Source organism: Streptomyces sp. RKAG337 (assembly GCF_023701715.1).
GTDB lineage: Bacteria > Actinomycetota > Actinomycetes > Streptomycetales > Streptomycetaceae > Actinacidiphila.
In genome coordinates this window covers 5,678,952-5,697,142 of the sequence record NZ_JAJOZA010000001.1, presented here as the reverse complement: position 1 = coordinate 5,697,142, position 18,191 = coordinate 5,678,952, and the positions used below count along the sequence as shown (strand labels likewise).

Here is an 18,191-nt window from a genome sequence, read left to right as displayed (position 1 = left end):
TATCGTGGTCACGTCAAGAGCCTCGCCAGCGCCACCGCGCCCGCACCGCCGTCCGGCACCGGGACGACCCGCAGCCCCATCGCCAGCGCACGCCGCGACAGCCTGCCCAGCAACGGCCCCGCCGGAGCCAGCAGACCGCCGGTGACCACCAGGGGTTCGCCCGCCACGGGACGCAACGCGGCGACGGTCCTGCCGAGTTCAGCGGCCGCCGCGTCGAGCAGTTCCCCGGCCACCTGGTCGCCGGCCCGGTCGGCGGCGACGACCAGCGGGCTCAGTGCCGCCAGCCGCACCGGCGGCTGCGCGTACACCAGGGGCACGATCAGATCCCGCAGCTCCCCCAGCCGCTGCCGGTCCGTCTCCGCCACCGGCCCGGGGAGGCCCGCCGCTTCGCCGCCGGACGCCAGGTAGTGCGCCGCCACCGCGCCGACCAGCGAGGTCCAGGGCCCGCGCCCGGTCAGTGCCCGCAGCGCCGCCCTGACGGCCTCCCGGCCCAGCCAGAAGCCACCGCCCTCGTCACCGAGCAGCCACCCGTCACCGTCCACCGTCAGCTCCTGCCGGCGCCCGGTGATGCGTGCCGAAGCGGCGCCGGTCCCGGCGATGAGCAGCAGTCCGTCGGCGGGCATGCCCGGCGCGGAGGCGAAGGCGATCTCGATGTCGCCGCGGACCGCCACCTTGGCGGCGTCGATGCCGGTCTCGGCGAGCGCCGCCCCGAGGCAGGACAGGGCGAGGTCGTGGCCGGCGTCGGGACCGGTGTCCGGGGCGGCGCCCGCGAAGCCGCCCAGCACGGCGGCCACCGAACCGCGCAGCTCCACCGGGACCGCGGCGCCGAGCGCGGCGGCCAGGTGCCGGGTCAGCTCCGGCCGCGGCACGCTCATCGCGTTGCCGGGACCGCCGGCGCCCTCGCCGATCACCCCGCCGGCGCGGCCGGCCCCGTCGGTCTCCGCCGGCCCGGTCCCGGCCGTCGCCCCGGCCGTCGCCTCGGCCAGATAGGCGCGGATCCGGGTCCCGCCCGCGTCGATGCCGACCACCAGCGACCGTCCGGCCGGAGTGCGCCGGCGGCCGTCGTCACCGCGATGGCTTCGGTTGTGAATTTCATTCATCACACCGCATGGTGATTGATAGATTCACTGACCGACAAGACCCCAGCCGAGACGAGTCGTCATGGTCATCGCCCTGATCCGCTCCGAACTCCCCCGCATGTCCGATTCCTTGCGCAAGGTGGGCGAGCTGGTGCTGGCGGATCCGGTGGCGGCCACCCGTGGCTCCGCGGCCGAACTGGGCCGCCGTACGGGCACGTCACAGGCCACCGTCACGCGTTTCTGCCATGCGCTGGGCCTGGACTCCTACCAGCATCTGCTGATCGAGCTGGCACAGGAGCAGGGCCGCAGCCAGGGCCGCGACGGCGAGGGGCCGCTCAGTCCGGTGCTGGGCCCGGACATCGGCCCCGACGACGATCTCGACCATGTCGTCGCGGTGGTCGCCCAGGCCGATCTGCGGGCCCTGCGGCACACCGTCGACAAACTGGACCGGGAGAGCCTGGAACGGGCCGCCCAGGCGCTCGCCAAGGCCCGCCGGATCGATGTGTACGGAGTCGGCGGCTCCGGAATCGCCGCCCGGGAGGCCGAGGCCCGGCTGTTCGGCATCGGCTGCGCCGCCCGCGGCTGGACCGAGGTGCACGCGGCGGAGACCTCCGCGGCACTGCTGACGCCCTCCGACGTGGCCGTGGCGATCTCGCACTCCGGCACGACGCGCGAGGCCCTGGACCCGCTGCGGCTGGCCGCGGAGCGCGGCGCGACCACGGTGGCCGTCACCAGCGACCCGCGCTCACCGATCGCCCAGGCCGCAGACATCCGGCTCACCTCGGCCTCGGCGGAGACCAGCTTCCGGCGCGGCGGCTACGGCACCCGGCACTCGGTCCTGCTGATCATCGACTGCCTGTCGGCCCGGGTCGCCCAGCTCACCTACGAGCGGGCCACCGCGGCGGTCGCACTGACCGCCCACATCGCCGACAGCCACACCGCCCGCGCCCGCCGCCGCTGACCCGGCACAGCCGTAGGCGGCAGAGGGCAGAGAGCGGTCGACAGGGGGCAGAAAAAATACCCCCGTTCGCCGGGTGACTCCCGGCCTCAGTCGTCGGCCGAGCTGGGAAGGTCCAGCTCGGCCGACGGCTGAGGCCACGGTCGGGCCCGCCCGGCGAACAAGGGGGATATCCGCGTGCCGTACGCGAGGAGATCTCTCAGATCTCGCCGCGGAGCTTCGCGAGGGCCTCGGCGAGGATCGCCTCGCCGTCGGCCGCGCTGCGCCGCTCCCGCACATAGGCCAGGTGCGTCTTGTACGGCTCGGTCCGCGGCGGCGCCGGCGGGTTCTCCTCGTCCTGCCCTGCCGGGAAACCACAGCGCGGGCAGTCCCAGGTCTCCGGGATCTGCGCGTCGCTGGCGAAACTCGGCTGGGTCTCGTGCCCGTTCGAGCACCAGAAGGAGATGCGGAGGCGTGGCGCGGACTCGCCGCGCTCGGCCTCTCCCATCGGCCCCGCTCCGACCCGACTGCCACGGATCGCGTTGCCACTTGCCACGGTCGTAACTCCCTGCGTGATGGTGCTGCGAGGTCGCCCAGTTTACGGAGACCTTACGTGCCGTCCAGTGGCAGGTGGTGTACCCGGCCCCGTAGGACGCCCTCCCATGATAAGCCGCGTTTGCGACGAGGCGTCAGTTCTCCCTGGACTCAGGGGAGTACGCCGCGGGGGTTACTTCTGGAACTTGAGCACCAGACCAAGTACGACAATGCACGTAAACCACAACAGACCGATCACCACGGTGATCCGGTCGAGGTTGCGCTCGGCCACCGAGGAGCCGCCGACGGAGGACTGCATGCCACCACCGAACATGTCCGAGAGGCCGCCGCCCTTCCCCTTGTGCATCAGCACCAGCAGCAGAAGCAGCAGGCTGAAGATGATGAGGGCGATGGAGAACCCGACTACCACGGCTGGACCAACTCTCTCGACTACAAATGGACGGCGCAGGGCCGAACCGGGCGCCAGTGCGCCGGTCCGGCCCCGACAGGGTACTTCGTGCGGGCCCGCTAGGCCCACCGCCTGCTGGTCCTACTGGTCCCGGAAGCGGACGATCTTGACGAACTCCTCCGCGTCGAGCGCCGCGCCACCGATCAGGGCGCCGTCCACGTCCGGCTGCGCCATGATCGCCGCGACGTTTCCGGACTTGACCGAGCCGCCGTACTGGATACGGACCTTTTCGGCCAGTTCCTGGCTGTACAGCTCGGCGAGGCGGCCGCGGATGGCACCGCAGACCTCCTGCGCGTCCTCGGGGGTGGCGACCTCGCCGGTGCCGATCGCCCACACGGGCTCGTACGCGACGACGATCGTCTCGGCCTGCTCGGCCGGGATGTCCCGCAGCGCGCCGTCGAGCTGGGCGAGGGTGTGCGGGACCTGCTGACCGGCCTTGCGGACGTCCAGGCCCTCACCGACGCACAGGATCGGGGTCAGCCCGTGCCGGTAGGCGGCCTTGATCTTGGCGTTGACGAGTTCCTCGTCCTCACCGTGGTACTGGCGTCGCTCGCTGTGACCGATGGCCACGAACGTGCACTTCAGTTTGGCCAGCATCGATCCGGAGATCTCACCGGTGTACGCACCGGAATCGTGCGCGGAGAGGTCCTGGGCGCCGTACTTGATCTTCAGCTTGTCGCCGTCGACCAGGGTCTGCACCGACCGCAGGTCGATGTAGGGCGGCAGGACGGCGACCTCGACGGCGTCGTAGTCCTTGTCGGTGAGCGCGAAGGCGAGCTTCTGGACGTGCGCGATGGCCTCGAGGTGGTTGAGGTTCATCTTCCAGTTGCCGGCCATCAGCGGGGTACGGGTGCTCATGCTGGGTCAGTCCTCCAGTGCGGCGAGGCCGGGGAGCGTCTTGCCCTCGAGGTATTCGAGGCTCGCGCCGCCACCGGTCGAGATGTGGCCGAAAGCGTTCTCGTCGAAGCCGAGGATGCGCACGGCCGCGGCCGAGTCACCGCCGCCGACCACGGTGAACGCGGGGCTGTCGATCAGTGCCTGGGCGACCGCGCGGGTGCCCTCGGCGTAGTCGGGGTGCTCGAAGACACCCATCGGGCCGTTCCAGAACACGGTGGCCGCGTCGGCGAGCTTCGAGGCGAAGAGCGCACCGGACTTCGGACCGATGTCCAGGCCCATCACGTCGGCCGGGATGGCGTCGACGTCCACGGTCACCGGGTTGGTCGGCGCCTGCGCCTTGAGGTCGGGGAACGCGCCGGCGGCGACGACGTCGACCGGCAGCACGAACTCCACGCCCTTGGCCTCGGCGCGCTTGAGGTACTCCTGGACGACCGGGATCTGGTCCTCCTGGAGCATGCTCTTGCCCACCTCGTGGCCCTGGGCCTTGAGGAAGGTGAAGACCATGCCGCCGCCGATCAGGATCCGGTCGGCCTTCTCCAGCAGGTGGTCGATGACGCCGAGCTTGTCGGAGACCTTCGCCCCGCCGAGCACGACCGCGTACGGCCGCTTCACCTCGGAGGTGAGCTTCTTCAGTACGTCGACCTCGGTGGCGATCAGACCGCCCGCGGCGTGCGGGAGGCGCGCCGGGAGGTCGAACACGGAGGCGTGCTTGCGGTGCACGGCGCCGAAGCCGTCACCGACGTAGAGGTCCGCGAGCGATGCCAGGCGGTCGGCGAAGGCGCCGCGCTCGGCGTCGTCCTTCGCGGTCTCGCCCGCGTTGAACCGCAGGTTCTCCAGCAGCACCACGCCGCCGTCGGCCAGCCCGGCCACGGCCGCCTGCGCGCTGTCCCCGACGGTGTCGGCCGCGAACACGACGTCCGTGCCGAGCAGTTCGCCGAGGCGTGCGGCGACCGGTGCGAGCGAGAACTGCGGGTCGGGCTCGCCCTTGGGGCGGCCCAGGTGGGAGGCGACGATCACCTTGGCGCCCGCGGCGACGAGCTTGGTGATGGTCGGGACGGCGGCACGGATCCGGCCGTCGTCGGTGATGGTGTCGCCGGAGAGCGGCACGTTCAGGTCGGCGCGGACGAACACCCGCTTGCCCGCGACCTGTCCCTCGTTCAGGAGGTCGTCGATCGTCTTCATATCCGGTGGGCTCCTCGTGGTCGACAAGGGACAGGGCCCGGCCGACGCGTCATCGCGTCGGCCGAGCCCTGTCACTCACATCTGCGTGGCTAGGCCGTGACTCAGAGCTGGCCGCCGACGAAGGTGGTCAGGTCCACCAGGCGGTTGGAGTAGCCCCACTCGTTGTCGTACCAGCCGAAGATCTTGACCTGGTCGCCCTGGACCATGGTCATCTGCGAGTCGAACGTGCACGAGGCCGGCTCGTTGACGATGTCCGTGGAGACGATGAGGTCCTCGGTGTACTCGAGGATGCCCTTGAGCTGGCCCTCGGCCGCCTTCTGGAAGGCCGCGTTGACCTCTTCCTTGGTGACGTCGCGCTCGACGGTCACCACGAGGTCGGTGATCGAGCCGGTCGGGACCGGGACGCGCAGCGAGGTGCCGTCCAGCTTGCCCTTGAGCTCGGGGATGACCAGCGCGGTGGCCTTGGCGGCACCCGTGGAGGTCGGGATGATGTTGATCGCGGCGGCCCGCGCACGGCGCAGGTCGCTGTGCGGGAAGTCCAGGATCTTCTGGTCGTTCGTGTAGGCGTGGACCGTGGTCATCATGCCCTTGACGATGCCGAAGTTCTCCAGGAGGACCTTCGCCATCGGCGCCACACAGTTCGTGGTGCACGAGGCGTTGGAGATGATGTTGTGCTTCGCCGCGTCGTACTTCTCGTGGTTGACGCCCATGACCACGGTGATGTCCTCGTCCTTGGCCGGAGCCGAGATGAGGACCTTCTTCGCGCCGGCCGCGAGGTGCTTGGCGGCGTCGTCGCGCTTGGTGAAGAAGCCCGTGGACTCGATGACGATGTCCGCGCCGAGCTCGGCCCACGGCAGGTTCGCCGGGTCCCGCTCCGCCATCGTCTTGAAGGTCTTGCCGCCGACGGTGATGGTGTTGTCGGTGTGCGTGACCTCGGCCTTGAGACGGCCCAGGATGCTGTCGTACTTAAGAAGGTGCACCAGGGTCGCGTTGTCGGTCAGGTCGTTGACACCGACGATCTCGATGTCCGCGCCCTGCTCAAGCACGGCACGGAAGAAGTTGCGACCAATACGACCGAAGCCGTTGATGCCTACCCGGATCGTCACGAACCGATCTCCTCGCTGATGTGCCGGAATACACTCCGGCTGCGAAATATGGGATGTCCCCGACCACCCACGACCCTACCTCGCCCACGTGTTCCCAGTGACATCGACGGCGCCCGGACGGGCTCTGAGCGCCCGCTCAGCGGCCGTTTTCCCAGTTCACCCCGCCTGTCACGGAGTGTCACCGTGGAAGCCGTCGGTAACCGCTCCGGATGCTGAGACGGCCGGTCCCACAATTCAACAAACCGTTCGGCGCCGCCACCGGGCCGCGTCCGCACGGCGGTTGGGCTTCCCGCCGGTTCCGCCGCGGCGGCGGCACCCGGACGCACCGCGCCCCGGTGTCCTGTGCGGAACACCGGGGCGTGCGGTGGGTGAACGGCGGCGCGGTCAGCCGACCATTTCCTCGGTGAGGTTCGCCTCGGTGCCGGGCATCCCCATGTCGGAGGCGCGCTTGTCGGCCATCGCCAGCAGCCGGCGGATGCGGCCGGCGACCGCGTCCTTGGTCAGCGGCGGCTCGGCGAGCGAGCCCAGCTCCTCCAGCGACGCCTGCTTGTGCTCGATCCGCAGCCGGCCGGCCGCCGCGAGGTGCTCGGGGACCTCCTCGCCGAGGATCTCCAGGGCACGCTGCACCCGGGCGCCGGCCGCGACCGCGGCCCGCGCGGAACGGCGCAGGTTCGCGTCGTCGAAGTTCGCCAGCCGGTTGGCGGTGGCCCGGACCTCGCGGCGCATCCGGCGCTCCTCCCAGGCCAGGACGGAGTCATGGGCGCCGAGCCGGGTCAGCAGCGCGCCGATCGCGTCGCCGTCCCGTACGACGACCCGGTCGACGTTGCGCACCTCGCGGGCCTTGGCCGGGATCTGCAGCCTGCGGGCCGCGCCGACCAGCGCCAGCGCCGCCTCGGGGCCGGGGCAGGTGACCTCCAGCGACGAGGAGCGGCCCGGCTCGGTGAGCGAGCCGTGGGCCAGGAAGGCGCCGCGCCAGGCCGCCTCGGCGTCACAGGTGGCGCCGGAGACGACCTGCGGGGGCAGGCCCCGGATGGGGCGGCCGCGGCCGTCCACCAGACCGGTCTGCCGCGCCAGCTGGTCACCGCCGGCGACCACCCTGACCACGTACCGGCTGCCGCGGCGCAGCCCGCCGGGGGCCATCACCACCAGGTCGGAGGAGTGGCCGAAGATCTCCAGGATGTCCTTCCGCAGCCGCCGGGCCGCGATCCCGGTGTCCAGCTCCGCCTCGATCACGATGCGGCCGCTCACCAGGTGCAGACCGCCCGCGAACCGCAGGATCGACGAGACCTCCGCCTTCCGGCAGCAGGTCCGGGTGACGGGGAGCCGGGAAATCTCATCCTTCACCGCTGCCGTCATCGCCATGGGCCGATCCTTCCACGCATACGAAAAATCCGGTCATACGCGGTGGCCAACAGCTCCGGATCGTGCCGCGGCCCGTCAGGGGCCGCTATCCGCGCCAGCTCGACCGTGCCGCACAACCGTTCGGCAGCCTGGGCCAGGCTCTCCCGGTCGGGCACGGCGGCCTCGTCGGCCAACACCACGTCGATGGTGAGTTTAGGGGCGTGTCGGGCCAAAACCTCCAAGTGACGCTGCGGAGAAAAGCCGTCGGTTTCCCCCGGCTGGGGTGCGAGGTTCAGTGTGAGGACCTTGCGAGCCCGGGTGTTCACCAGTGCGTCGGCGAGTTCCGGGACCAGCAGATGCGGGATCACCGAGGAGAACCAGGAGCCCGGTCCGAGGACCACCCAGTCGGCGTCCAGGACCGCCTGGACGGCCTCCGGAACGGCCGGCGGATCGGCGGGCAGCAACCAGACTTCCTGCACGTCACCGGGGGTGAGGGCGACCGTGGCCTGGCCCCGTACGGTGGTGGTCTCGTCGGGCTTCTCGGGGTCGTGCCCGCGGACGCTCGCATGGAGGTCCAGCGGCACCGCGGACATGGGCAGCACCCGGCCGTGCGCACCCAGTAGCCGGCCGACCCATTCGAGTGCCGCGACCTCGTCGTTGAGCTGCTCCCAGAGGGCGACAATCAGCAGATTGCCTACGGCGTGTCCGTGCAGATCGCCCTTGCTGACGAAGCGGTGCTGGATCACCTGCGCCCAGGTCCGCCCCCACTCGTCGTCCCCGCACAGCGCGGCCAGCGCCTTGCGCAGATCACCCGGGGGCAGGACGCCCATCTCCTCGCGCAGCCGGCCGCTGGAACCGCCGTCGTCGGCGACGGTGACGACAGCGGTCAGGTCGCCGGTGATCCGGCGCAGGGCGCTCAGCGACGCGGACAGGCCGTGGCCGCCGCCCAGGGCGACCACTTTCGGCGGTACTCCGGAGCGACGGCTCGTGCGACGCAGGCGCCGTGCCGTCCGGATCACTCGCGCCCCATGTCCCGGTGGACGATGACGGTCTCCACCCCGTCCGAGGAGAGCCGCGCGGCGAGCCGCTCGGACATCGCGACACTGCGGTGCTTGCCGCCGGTGCAGCCGACGGCGATGGTCACGTACCGCTTGCCTTCCCGGCGGTAGCCGGCGGCGATGATGTGCAGCAGCTCGGCGTACCGGTCCAGGAACTCCTTGGCGCCGGGCTGGTTGAAGACGTACTGGGCGACCTCGTCGTTCAGCCCGGTGTACGGGCGCAGCTCCGGGACCCAGTGCGGGTTCGGGATGAACCGGCAGTCGACCACCAGGTCCGCGTCGACCGGGAGCCCGTACTTGAAGCCGAAGGACATGACGGTCGCCCGCAGCTCGGGCTCCTCGTCGCCCGCGAACTGGGCGTCCATCTTCGACCGCAGCTCGTGCACGTTCAGGCTGGAGGTGTCGATCACCAGGTCGGCCTCGCCGCGCAGCTCGCGCAGCAGGTCGCGCTCCTTGGCGATGCCGTCCACGATCCGGCCGTCGCCCTGCAGCGGGTGCGGGCGGCGGACGGACTCGAAGCGGCGCACCAGGAGGTCGTCGGAGGCCTCCAGGAACACCACGCGGCGCTTGACGCCCTTGGTGTCGAGGTCCGCCAGCGACTCCCGCAGGTTGTCGAAGAAGCGGCGGCCGCGGACGTCCACGACGACCGCGATCCGCGCCACGTTGCCCTGCGAGCGCGCGCCGAGGTCCACCATGGTGGGGATCAGGGCGGGTGGCAGGTTGTCCACGACGAACCAGCCGAGGTCCTCGAGGCACTTGGCCGCGGTGCTGCGGCCGGCTCCGGACATGCCGGAGATGATCACCAGTTCGGGGATGGCCTCGGCGTCCTCACCCGCTCCACCGGTCGTCACGGTTGCTCCGTCTCCGTCGTTCTCTGTCATCGCTGTCTCCCCCGTTCCACTGAGGCGGCCCCCGGGTGCGGCCGTCTACTCATCCTCAATGATCTCTCCCGTGGCGGTGTTCACCGCGGGAACGGCGGGCGCGGCTCCGGCCAGGGCCGCGGCGACCGTCTCGGCCGTGCGGCGGCCGATGCCCGGCACCTCGCAGATCTGCTCCACCGTGGCGGCCCGCAGCCGCTTGAGCGAGCCGAAATGCTTCAGCAGCGCCTGGCGGCGTGTCTCGCCGAGGCCCGGCACCGCGTCCAGGGCGCCCGCCTTCATCGATTTCGATCGTTTGGTGCGCTGGTACGAGATCGCGAAGCGGTGTGCCTCGTCCCGGATCCGCTGCAACAGGTACAGGCCCTCGCTCGTGCGGGGCAGGATCACCGGATCGTCGTCGTCCGGCAGCCAGACCTCTTCCAGGCGCTTGGCGAGGCCGCAGACGGCCACGTCCTCGATGCCCAGCTCCGCGAGTGCCCGCTGGGCGGCCGCGACCTGCGGCTGTCCGCCGTCGACGACGACGAGCTGCGGCGGGTACGCGAACTTGCGCGGCCGGCCGGTCTCCGGGTCGATGGGCCCGCCCACCGCCTCGGTGACCTCGCCGCCCTCGGCGCCGACCTCGCCGCCGGCCGCGCCGACGTCCCACTCGCCCGTCTTCTGCTTCTCCTGCAGATAGCGGCGGAAGCGCCGGGAGATCACCTCGTGCATGGACCGGACGTCGTCCTGGCCCTCGAAGGACTTGATCTGGAAGCGGCGGTACTCGCTCTTGCGGGCCAGACCGTCCTCGAAGACCACCATCGAGGCGACGACGTCGTCGCCCTGGAGGTGCGAGATGTCGAAGCACTCGATCCGCAGCGGGGCCGTCTCCAGCTCCAGCGCCACGGAGATCTCCTCCAGCGCCCGGGAGCGGGTGGTCAGGTCCGAGGCGCGCTTGGTCTTGTGCAGCGCGAGCGCCTGCTGCGCGTTGCGCTGCACGGTGACCATCAGGTCCTTCTTGTCGCCGCGCTGCGGGACCCGGAGGCTGACCTGCGAACCGCGCCGCTCGCCGAGCCACTGGGTGAGCGCCTCGGCGGTCTGCGGCATCGCCGGGACCAGCACCTCCTTGGGGACGCCCTCGCCCTTCTCGTCGCCGTAGAGCTGCTGCAGGGCGTGCTCGACGAGGCCGGCGGTGTCGACCGCCTCGACCTTGTCGGTGACCCAGCCGCGCTGTCCCCTGACCCGGCCGGCGCGGACGTGGAAGATCTGGACGGCCGCCTCCAGCTCGTCCTCGGCGACCGCGATCAGGTCGGCGTCGGTGGCGTCGTTGAACACCACCGCGTTCTTCTCCAGGGCACGCTTGAGCGCTTCTATGTCGTCACGCAGCCTGGCGGCCCGCTCGTACTCCATCTCGCCGGCCGCCTCCCGCATCTGCTGCTCCAGGCGGCGCAGATACGTGCCGGTGCGGCCGGCCATGAAGTCGCAGAACTCCTCGGCGAGTTCGCGGTGCTCGTCCGGGGTGACGCGGCCGACGCAGGGGGCGGCGCACTTGCCGATGTAGCCGAGCAGGCAGGGCCGGCCGATCTGCGCGGACCGCTTGAACACCCCCGCGGAGCAGGTCCGTACGGGGAAGACCCGCAGCATCAGGTCCACGGTCTCGCGGATCGCCCAGGCGTGGGCGTACGGCCCGAAGTAGCGCACGCCCTTCTTCTTGGGCCCGCGCATCACCTGCACCCGGGGGAACTCCTCACCCATGGTGACGGCCAGCGACGGATAGCTCTTGTCGTCCCGGTACTTGACGTTGAACCGGGGGTCGAACTCCTTGATCCAGGAGTACTCCAGCTGCAGCGCCTCGACCTCGGTGCCGACCACGGTCCACTCGACGGACGCGGCGGTCGTGACCATGGTGGCGGTGCGCTGGTGCAGGTTGACGATGTCCTGGAAGTACGAGGACAGCCGCTGGCGCAGGCTCTTCGCCTTGCCGACGTAGATCACCCGGCCGTGCTCGTCCCGGAATTTGTAGACCCCCGGCGAGTCGGGGATCTGACCCGGCTTCGGTCTGTAACTGGAGGGGTCTGCCATGCCACCACCCTACTGGCGGGCGGTGACATTCCCGGTCCCGGCACGGGTCACGCGCGGGGACCGGGAATGACGGTTCAGCTACGCCGCATGGTGCGGCGGCGTACGCCGAAGGCGAAGGCGGTGATCAGCGCGAGACCGGCGCCGACCGCGCCGAGCGGGGCGCCCTTCCCGAGGTGCCCGTCCGCCGCGCTGTCCCCGGCGGCCTGCTCCTCGGGGGCCGCTGCGACAGCCGGAGCGGCGGCCGGACCGACTGCTGCGGGAACGGTCCCGGGAGCGGCTCCGGGAGCGGCTCCGGGAGCGGCCCCCGTGTCGTAGCCGCCGCCCAGACCCGCCCTGTCGTACGCCGAGCCGGGCAGCTTGTCCCCGTACCTTCGGTGGACGAGCTGCTGGTAGCCGGCCAGGGTCGTGCCGGCGGCGCCGACGGCTTTGACGGCGTCCGGATCGAGCGGCAGGACCCTGCCCCGCGCACCACGTACCAGGCGTCGATCTGCGGCTCCCGGAAGACCGTGGAACCGGGCTGCGCACCGCCCTTGGCGACGTAGTCGGTCTCGTCGCTCCCGGTGGCGATGTTCACCACCTTCCAGCCGGCCCCGCTGCGCACCGTCCACACGGAGGCGGTGTGCCCGTCGGCGGAGACCGCCTTGGTGGCGGCGAACTCCGGGAGCGCGACGGCCGCGCCCCTGTCCCCCGCGACGAAGCCGGGGTTGAGGGTGTTGACGGTGACGGTCGCGCCTTCGAGGTGCGGCGCCGCGGCCTTCGTGGCGCCCTTCAGGGCGGTGCCGCCGTCACGGGCGAAGAAGCGGGAGAGCGTGTCGAGGGTGGCCGGCGCCGCGGCGGCTTCGCGGGCGGCGGCGGGGGCTGTGGAGGCGGAAGCGGCGGAAGCGGCGGGTGTGTCGTCGGCGTGCGCCACGGGGACTGCGGCCAGAGTGAGCGTGCCGGACGCCAGCACGGCGGCGGCGCCTGCCGCGATCTTGTGTGTCGTGCTCGTCTTCATCGGCGCCTCACGCTCCGATCCGGTAGAGCGAATGGGTCCAGGAGAACGAGCTGTTGTTGACGTAGTACGAGTAATCCGCCCAGTTGTAGCGGTAGTTGGACGGCCACGGGTCTCCCCAGTAGACGAAGTTGGTGGCGGTGTCGTAGCCGTAGAGCACATGCATGTGCCCGCCGCCGGAGCTCCACGCGATACGGGTCTCCACCGGCCGGTTGGCGCTGATCTCGCTCTGCACGGTGGCGTAGCGCAGATAGCCGGTGACGTAGCTGCCGGGGTTGATGCCGGCCCAGTCCAGCGCGCTCTGCACGTTGTCCAGCGACGCCTGCCAGTTGCCGCAGGTCGAGCCCTGGGCCCGGTTGAAGGCCGCGTTGCAGAACTGGTTCTGCGAGTAGGAGCGGCCGAACCAGGTGGCGATGGTGTTGCCGCTCGCGGCCCAGCACCAGTTGGTGTTCTGCTGCGCCTGCATGGTGATGTTCAGCTGCTTCGCGCCGGCCAGGGTGCTGGTCGCGGCGGCGGGTGCGGAGAGGGGTGCGGAGAGGGGTGCGGCATGGGACGCGGGACCGGGTGCGGCACCGGTTGCGGCACCGGCTGTGGGGGTGCCGGTGATGCCGAGGCCGAGGGTCGCGGCGAGTGCGAGCACGACCGCCGCGAGGCGCCCGCGGCCGCGCAACCGCATGCGGAGGGGATGGAGCATGGCGTTCCTCCCTGTCGGGAAGTGGGGGGTGGAGGAGCGCGTCCGGACGCTGGATCAGAGCATCGGGTGTTGTCGGGGACCGGTCAACGGGCTTCAATGTGGGGGCGAGCCAGGTGTGAACGCCCGCGGTACGGGTGTGAACACAGGGCGCGGATCAGCAGGTCAGCAGCGTGCCGCGAGACGTACCGGCCACCACGTGGGTGAACGTTCACAGACCGCGCGGCCGGAGGAGCGCGATGTCGCAGAGAACCGCATTGTCCGAGGCGCTGCGCACCGGACCCTTCCACCACGCGCTGCGGACGGCCGTCGCAGCCCGCGGTCTGGCCCTGGAACGGGTGCGGCACCGGCTGGCGCAGCGCGGCGTGCGGGTCTCCGTCACCAGCCTCAGCTACTGGCAGAGCGGCATCCGCAGACCGGAGCGGGCCGAATCGCTGCGCGCCGTCCAGGCGTTGGAGGACGTCCTGGAACTGCCCGCGCACTCCCTGAGCCGGCTGCTCGTCCCCCGCACGACGCCCGACCGGCCGCCGGCCCGCTCGTACCAGTACCTGATGGAACCCGCCGCGGCCCTGGAGACCCTGCTCGCGGAGCTCGGCTCCCCGGCGGACGGCGGGCTCCACACCGTCGTGCACTACGAGCGGGTGCGGATCGGGGAGGCACGCGAGCTGCTCGCCCACGACTCACAGCATGTGGTCCGCGCACACCGCGACGGTGTGGACCGCTATGTGGCCATCCACCACGGGGACCCCGGCTGCGATGTCGAGCGGGTCCGGGTGCGGGCGGCCGACAACTGCCGCGTCGGGCGCGTCAGACGGCACCAGGAGTCCGGCGTGGTCGTCGCCGAGCTGCTCTTCGACGGCCGGCTCCGCGCCGGCGACACCGCCCTGCTCGGCTACGGCTTCGACGACGGCAGCGGCCCGCCGAGCGGCGAGTACGTCCGCGGCTTCCCCTTCGGAGGCGGCCAGTACGTCCTCCAGGCCGCCTTCGCCCCCACCACCCTCCCGGTCCGCTGCCGCCGCTTCGAACAGCCCACCCAGGGCGCCCCCCAACAGGCGGTGGCCGAACTGCTCCTCAACGGCCGCGGCACCGTCCACTTCGTGGAGGAGACGGTACGGCCGGGCCTGCTGGGGATCGCGTGGGACTGGTCCTGAGGGGTAGTGCCGACGCACGCAGGACGGATCCGTCGGGGTGGGGCCGGCCTGCGAGGCCGTGCGGTTCCTCATGCCCTGGGATGGTCAGGCCTTGGGGCCGGTGATCAGTTTGCCGCCCTCGACGCGTACCTCGACGGCGGGCAGTGGCTCGGTCGCCGGGCCCTGGACGACGGCGCCGGTCGTGGCGTTGAAGCGGCTGCCGTGGCAGGGGCAGGAGACGATGCCGTCCTCGACCTTGTCCACCACGCAGCCGGCGTGCGTGCACACCGCGCTGACCGCCTTGTAGGCGCCCTGGGTGGGCTGCGAGACCACGACCTTGTCGTCGCGGAACAGCTTGGCGCCGCCGACGGCGACCTCGGTGGCCGGGCCGAGGTCGACGGGACCGGTGGCCGCCGCCTTGTCCTTGCCGGATCCGCCGCAGGCCGTGAGGCCCAGGCCGGCGACTCCGGCGAGAGCCGCGCCCCGCAGGACGGTACGGCGGCAGGCGGCGTGCGGTTCGGTCATCGTGGTGCTCCAGGCTCAGGACGCGGAAAGGGACGCAGGGACTGATCTTGCGACCAGTACCCTACGTCCCGAACCTGTGCCTACCTGTGTACCGCTGTACCCGATCTACCGGTGTACCGGTGTACCGGTGTCAGGCCTTGCCCGCTGCCTTCTTGCGCGGCGCCGCCTTCTTGGCGGGAGCCGCGACGGCCTCCGCGACCGCGGCCTTCTTCGCCGTGACCTTCTTCGCGGTGACCTTCCTGGCCGGCTTGGCCGGGGCCTTCTTCGCCGCCGGCTTCTTCCGCGGCGACACCGCGGCGTCGCTCACCCGGTCACCGAGGATGTCCCGCAGGAACTTGCCGGTGTGGCTGGCCGTCGACCCCGCGATCTCCTCCGGGGTGCCCTCGGCCACCACCAGACCGCCGCCGTTGCCGCCCTCCGGGCCCATGTCGATGACCCAGTCGGCGGTCTTGATCACATCGAGGTTGTGCTCGATGACGATGACCGTGTTGCCCTTGTCGACCAGGCCCGACAGCACCTTGATGAGCTTGCTGATGTCCTCGAAGTGCAGACCGGTGGTCGGCTCGTCGAGCACGTAGACCGTCCGGCCGGTGGAGCGCTTCTGCAGCTCGCTGGCGAGCTTGACGCGCTGCGCCTCGCCGCCGGAGAGGGTCGGCGCCGACTGGCCGAGCCGGACGTAGCCCAGCCCCACCTCGTTCAGGGTGCGCAGATGACGGGAGATCGTCGGAACGGCCTCGAAGAAGTCCAGCGCCTCCTCGATCGGCATGTCGAGCACCTCGGAGATGGACTTGCCCTTGAAGTGCACCTCCAGCGTCTCGCGGTTGTAGCGGGCGCCGTGGCAGACCTCGCACGGGACGTAGACGTCCGGCAGGAAGTTCATCTCGATCTTGATCGTGCCGTCGCCCGAGCAGTTCTCGCAGCGGCCGCCCTTGACGTTGAAGGAGAAGCGGCCCGGCAGATAGCCGCGCACCTTCGCCTCCATCGTCTCGGCGAAGAGCCTGCGGACGTGGTCGAAGACACCGGTGTACGTCGCCGGGTTGGAGCGCGGGGTGCGGCCGATCGGCGACTGGTCCACGTGCACGACCTTGTCCACCAGGTCGTCGCCCTCCACCCGGGTGTGCCGGCCCGGGACGCTGCGCGCCCCGTTCAGCTCGCGCGCCAGGTGGGTGTACAGGATGTCGTTGACCAGCGTCGACTTGCCGGACCCCGAGACGCCGGTGATGGCGGTGAGCACCCCGAGCGGGAAGGACACGTCGATGTCCTGCAGATTGTGCTCGCGGGCGCCGTGCACGGTCAGCTGCCGGTCCCGGTCCACCGGCCGGCGCACGTCCGGCATCGGGATCGAGCGCTTGCCGGACAGATACTGGCCGGTCAGCGATTCCTCGTTGGCCAGCAGGTCCTTGAGCGAACCCGAGTGGACGACCTTGCCGCCGTGCTCACCGGCGCCCGGGCCGATGTCGACGATCCAGTCGGCGATCTTGATGGTGTCCTCGTCGTGCTCCACCACGATCAGGGTGTTGCCGAGGTCGCGCAGCCGCACCAGGGTCTCGATGAGCCGGTGGTTGTCCCGCTGGTGCAGACCGATCGACGGCTCGTCCAGCACGTACAGCACGCCGACCAGACCGGAGCCGATCTGGGTGGCGAGCCGGATGCGCTGGGCCTCGCCGCCGGACAGGCTGCCCGAGGCGCGGTTGAGCGAGAGGTAGTCCAGGCCGACGTCGACCAGGAACTTCAGCCGCTCGTTGACCTCCTTCAGGACCCGTTCGGCGATCTTCTTGTCGCGGGCGTCCAGCTTCATCGCGGAGAGGAAGTCGGCGCAGTCGCTGATCGACATCGCGGAGACATCGGCGATGGACCGGCCCTGGACGGTGACCGCGAGGACGATCGGCTTGAGCCGGGTGCCCTCACAGGTCGGGCACGGCACCTCGCGCATGAAGCCCTCGAAGCGCTCGCGGCTGGAGTCCGTCTCGGACTCCTGGTGCCGCCGCTTGACGAACGGGATCGCGCCTTCGAAGTTGGTCGTGTACGCGCGCTCGCGGCCGTACCGGTTCTTGTAGGCCACCTTGATCTGCGTCTTGTGCCCGTGGAGCAGCGCCTTCTTGGCGCGGACCGGCAGACCCGCCCAGGGGATGTCCGTACGGAAGCCGAGCTCCTCGCCGAGTGCCTCGACGAGCCGCTGGAAGTACCCCTTGGACATCCCGCCGGACCACGGCGCGACCGCGCCGTCCTCCAGCGACTTCTCCTCGTCCGGGACGATCAGCTCCGGGTCGACCTCCATGCGGGTGCCGATGCCGCTGCACTGCGGGCAGGCGCCGAAGGGCGAGTTGAAGGAGAAGGAGCGCGGCTCCAGCTCCTCGAAGGAGAGATCGTCATACGGGCAGTACAGGTGCTCGGAGAACATCCGCTCACGCTGCGGGTCGTCCTCGGGCAGGTCGATGAAGTCCAGGATCACCATGCCGCCGGCCAGCCCGAGGGCGGTCTCGACGGAGTCGGTGAGCCGCCGCTTGGCGCTCTCCTTGACGGTGAGGCGGTCGATGACCACCTCGATGGTGTGCTTCTCCTGCTTCTTGAGCACCGGCGGCTCGGTCAGCTGGATGGTCACGCCGTCCACCCGGGCCCGGCTGTACCCCTTGGTCTGCAGGTCGGCGAAGAGATCGACGAACTCGCCCTTGCGCTCGCGCACCAGCGGGGAGAGCACCTGGAAGCGGCTGCCCTCCTCCAGCTCCAGCACCCGGTCCACGATGGCCTGCGGCGACTGGCGCGAGATCGGCCGGCGGCACTCGGGACAGTGCGGCTTGCCGATCCGGGCGAAGAGCAGCCGGAGGTAGTCGTAGACCTCGGTGATGGTGCCGACGGTGGAGCGCGGGTTGCGCGACGTGGACTTCTGGTCGATCGAGACGGCCGGTGAGAGGCCCTCGATGAAGTCGACGTCGGGCTTGTCCATCTGGCCCAGGAACTGCCGGGCGTAGGAGGAGAGCGACTCGACGTAGCGGCGCTGCCCCTCGGCGAAGATCGTGTCGAACGCGAGGGAGGACTTGCCCGAACCGGAGAGCCCGGTGAACACGATGAGCGCGTCCCGGGGGAGGTCGAGCGAGACGTTCTTGAGGTTGTGCTCGCGAGCGCCACGGACTGTGAGTCGATCGGCCACGCCAGTGCGCACCTTTCATAGAAAAGGAGAGGGTCGGCACCCCCAGTCAGCCTAAACGGGGCGCCGTCAACATTTCTTCCTGTTGTGACACACCGAGCCTATAGCACGCGCATTCGATTTACGGAGGGCGTCCGCCATGTTCACCCGACCGAGTGATCGCGCTAGCG

The 18,191-nt window shown here is 70.7% G+C and carries 16 protein-coding genes; 2 read left to right on the top strand and 14 right to left on the bottom strand.

What is annotated here, in order from left to right; all coding sequences use genetic code 11:
• Nucleotides 1–8: 8 nt before the first annotated feature.
• The gene (locus tag LNW73_RS25275) at nucleotides 9–1,100 is read right to left on the bottom strand and encodes an N-acetylglucosamine kinase (RefSeq protein WP_250991486.1); all 1,092 of its coding nucleotides are present in this window, start codon (nucleotides 1,098–1,100) and stop codon (nucleotides 9–11) included.
• 61 nt (nucleotides 1,101–1,161) lie between these two features.
• Here LNW73_RS25275 and LNW73_RS25270 point away from each other — a divergent pair, with 61 nt between their 5' ends.
• Complete coding sequence (locus LNW73_RS25270) at nucleotides 1,162–2,040, top strand: MurR/RpiR family transcriptional regulator (protein ID WP_250991485.1); 879 nt, start codon at nucleotides 1,162–1,164, stop codon at nucleotides 2,038–2,040.
• A gap of 196 nt (nucleotides 2,041–2,236) precedes the next feature.
• Here the strand turns inward: LNW73_RS25270 and LNW73_RS25265 are convergent, their stop codons facing one another.
• From LNW73_RS25265 to LNW73_RS25215, 11 genes are all read right to left on the bottom strand, one after another.
• Complete coding sequence (locus LNW73_RS25265; RefSeq protein ID WP_073497103.1) at nucleotides 2,237–2,572, bottom strand: RNA polymerase-binding protein RbpA; 336 nt, start codon at nucleotides 2,570–2,572, stop codon at nucleotides 2,237–2,239.
• Nucleotides 2,573–2,743: 171 nt separating this feature from the next.
• On the bottom strand, nucleotides 2,744–2,980 hold the full coding sequence (secG, locus tag LNW73_RS25260) for a preprotein translocase subunit SecG (RefSeq protein ID WP_138356331.1): 237 nt from the start codon (nucleotides 2,978–2,980) through the stop codon (nucleotides 2,744–2,746).
• Between the two features lie 120 nt (nucleotides 2,981–3,100).
• The gene (gene tpiA / locus LNW73_RS25255; RefSeq protein ID WP_250991484.1) at nucleotides 3,101–3,877 is read right to left on the bottom strand and encodes a triose-phosphate isomerase; all 777 of its coding nucleotides are present in this window, start codon (nucleotides 3,875–3,877) and stop codon (nucleotides 3,101–3,103) included.
• A 6-nt stretch (nucleotides 3,878–3,883) separates the two neighbouring features.
• Nucleotides 3,884–5,098 carry a phosphoglycerate kinase gene (locus LNW73_RS25250; protein WP_250991483.1) on the bottom strand — a complete coding sequence of 405 codons (1,215 nt, stop codon included), beginning with the start codon at nucleotides 5,096–5,098 and terminating at the stop codon, nucleotides 3,884–3,886.
• A 101-nt stretch (nucleotides 5,099–5,199) separates the two neighbouring features.
• Nucleotides 5,200–6,204 (bottom strand): type I glyceraldehyde-3-phosphate dehydrogenase, encoded by a 1,005-nt coding sequence (gap, locus tag LNW73_RS25245; protein ID WP_138356328.1) that lies wholly within the window; start codon nucleotides 6,202–6,204, stop codon nucleotides 5,200–5,202.
• A 384-nt stretch (nucleotides 6,205–6,588) separates the two neighbouring features.
• Nucleotides 6,589–7,566: a DNA-binding protein WhiA gene (gene whiA / locus LNW73_RS25240; RefSeq protein WP_250975334.1), complete on the bottom strand. Its 978-nt coding sequence runs from the start codon at nucleotides 7,564–7,566 to the stop codon at nucleotides 6,589–6,591.
• A complete protein-coding gene (locus tag LNW73_RS25235) occupies nucleotides 7,557–8,564 on the bottom strand; it encodes a gluconeogenesis factor YvcK family protein (protein ID WP_308401922.1) in 1,008 nt (335 codons plus the stop codon). The genes whiA and LNW73_RS25235 overlap by 10 nt, the downstream gene beginning before the upstream one ends.
• The gene (gene rapZ, locus LNW73_RS25230) at nucleotides 8,561–9,484 is read right to left on the bottom strand and encodes an RNase adapter RapZ (RefSeq protein ID WP_250991482.1); all 924 of its coding nucleotides are present in this window, start codon (nucleotides 9,482–9,484) and stop codon (nucleotides 8,561–8,563) included. Before rapZ ends, LNW73_RS25235 begins: the two co-directional genes overlap by 4 nt.
• 45 nt (nucleotides 9,485–9,529) lie before the next feature.
• Entirely contained in the window at nucleotides 9,530–11,539 is a 2,010-nt protein-coding gene (gene uvrC / locus LNW73_RS25225; protein ID WP_250991481.1) for an excinuclease ABC subunit UvrC, read from the bottom strand.
• 124 nt (nucleotides 11,540–11,663) lie between these two features.
• Complete coding sequence (locus tag LNW73_RS25220; protein ID WP_308407726.1) at nucleotides 11,664–12,533, bottom strand: hypothetical protein; 870 nt, start codon at nucleotides 12,531–12,533, stop codon at nucleotides 11,664–11,666.
• A gap of 7 nt (nucleotides 12,534–12,540) precedes the next feature.
• Nucleotides 12,541–13,224 (bottom strand): papain-like cysteine protease family protein, encoded by a 684-nt coding sequence (locus LNW73_RS25215; RefSeq protein WP_250991480.1) that lies wholly within the window; start codon nucleotides 13,222–13,224, stop codon nucleotides 12,541–12,543.
• A 236-nt stretch (nucleotides 13,225–13,460) separates the two neighbouring features.
• On the opposite strand from LNW73_RS25215, the gene LNW73_RS25210 reads away from it, so the two are divergent.
• A complete protein-coding gene (locus LNW73_RS25210; RefSeq protein WP_250975339.1) occupies nucleotides 13,461–14,372 on the top strand; it encodes a hypothetical protein in 912 nt (303 codons plus the stop codon).
• Between the two features lie 84 nt (nucleotides 14,373–14,456).
• Here the strand turns inward: LNW73_RS25210 and LNW73_RS25205 are convergent, their stop codons facing one another.
• Both LNW73_RS25205 and uvrA read right to left on the bottom strand, forming a co-directional pair.
• The gene (locus LNW73_RS25205; protein WP_250975343.1) at nucleotides 14,457–14,876 is read right to left on the bottom strand and encodes a Rieske (2Fe-2S) protein; all 420 of its coding nucleotides are present in this window, start codon (nucleotides 14,874–14,876) and stop codon (nucleotides 14,457–14,459) included.
• 130 nt (nucleotides 14,877–15,006) lie between these two features.
• The gene (gene uvrA / locus LNW73_RS25200) at nucleotides 15,007–18,024 is read right to left on the bottom strand and encodes an excinuclease ABC subunit UvrA (protein WP_250991479.1); all 3,018 of its coding nucleotides are present in this window, start codon (nucleotides 18,022–18,024) and stop codon (nucleotides 15,007–15,009) included.
• Between the last annotated feature and the right edge of the window lie 167 nt (nucleotides 18,025–18,191).

Bases quoted from the DNA above. Each gene is read 5' to 3' on its own strand.
- LNW73_RS25215 (WP_250991480.1), bottom strand. From the start codon at position 13,224: ATGCTCCATCCCCTCCGCATGCGGTTGCGCGGCCGCGGGCGCCTCGCG.
- LNW73_RS25250 (WP_250991483.1), bottom strand. From the start codon at position 5,098: ATGAAGACGATCGACGACCTCCTGAACGAGGGACAGGTCGCGGGCAAG.
- LNW73_RS25210 (WP_250975339.1), top strand. From the start codon at position 13,461: ATGTCGCAGAGAACCGCATTGTCCGAGGCGCTGCGCACCGGACCCTTC.
- rapZ (WP_250991482.1), bottom strand. From the start codon at position 9,484: ATGACAGAGAACGACGGAGACGGAGCAACCGTGACGACCGGTGGAGCG.
- LNW73_RS25275 (WP_250991486.1), bottom strand. From the start codon at position 1,100: ATGAATGAAATTCACAACCGAAGCCATCGCGGTGACGACGGCCGCCGG.
- LNW73_RS25270 (WP_250991485.1), top strand. From the start codon at position 1,162: ATGGTCATCGCCCTGATCCGCTCCGAACTCCCCCGCATGTCCGATTCC.
- LNW73_RS25220 (WP_308407726.1), bottom strand. From the start codon at position 12,533: ATGAAGACGAGCACGACACACAAGATCGCGGCAGGCGCCGCCGCCGTG.
- tpiA (WP_250991484.1), bottom strand. From the start codon at position 3,877: ATGAGCACCCGTACCCCGCTGATGGCCGGCAACTGGAAGATGAACCTC.
- uvrC (WP_250991481.1), bottom strand. From the start codon at position 11,539: ATGGCAGACCCCTCCAGTTACAGACCGAAGCCGGGTCAGATCCCCGAC.
- LNW73_RS25205 (WP_250975343.1), bottom strand. From the start codon at position 14,876: ATGACCGAACCGCACGCCGCCTGCCGCCGTACCGTCCTGCGGGGCGCG.
- whiA (WP_250975334.1), bottom strand. From the start codon at position 7,566: ATGGCGATGACGGCAGCGGTGAAGGATGAGATTTCCCGGCTCCCCGTC.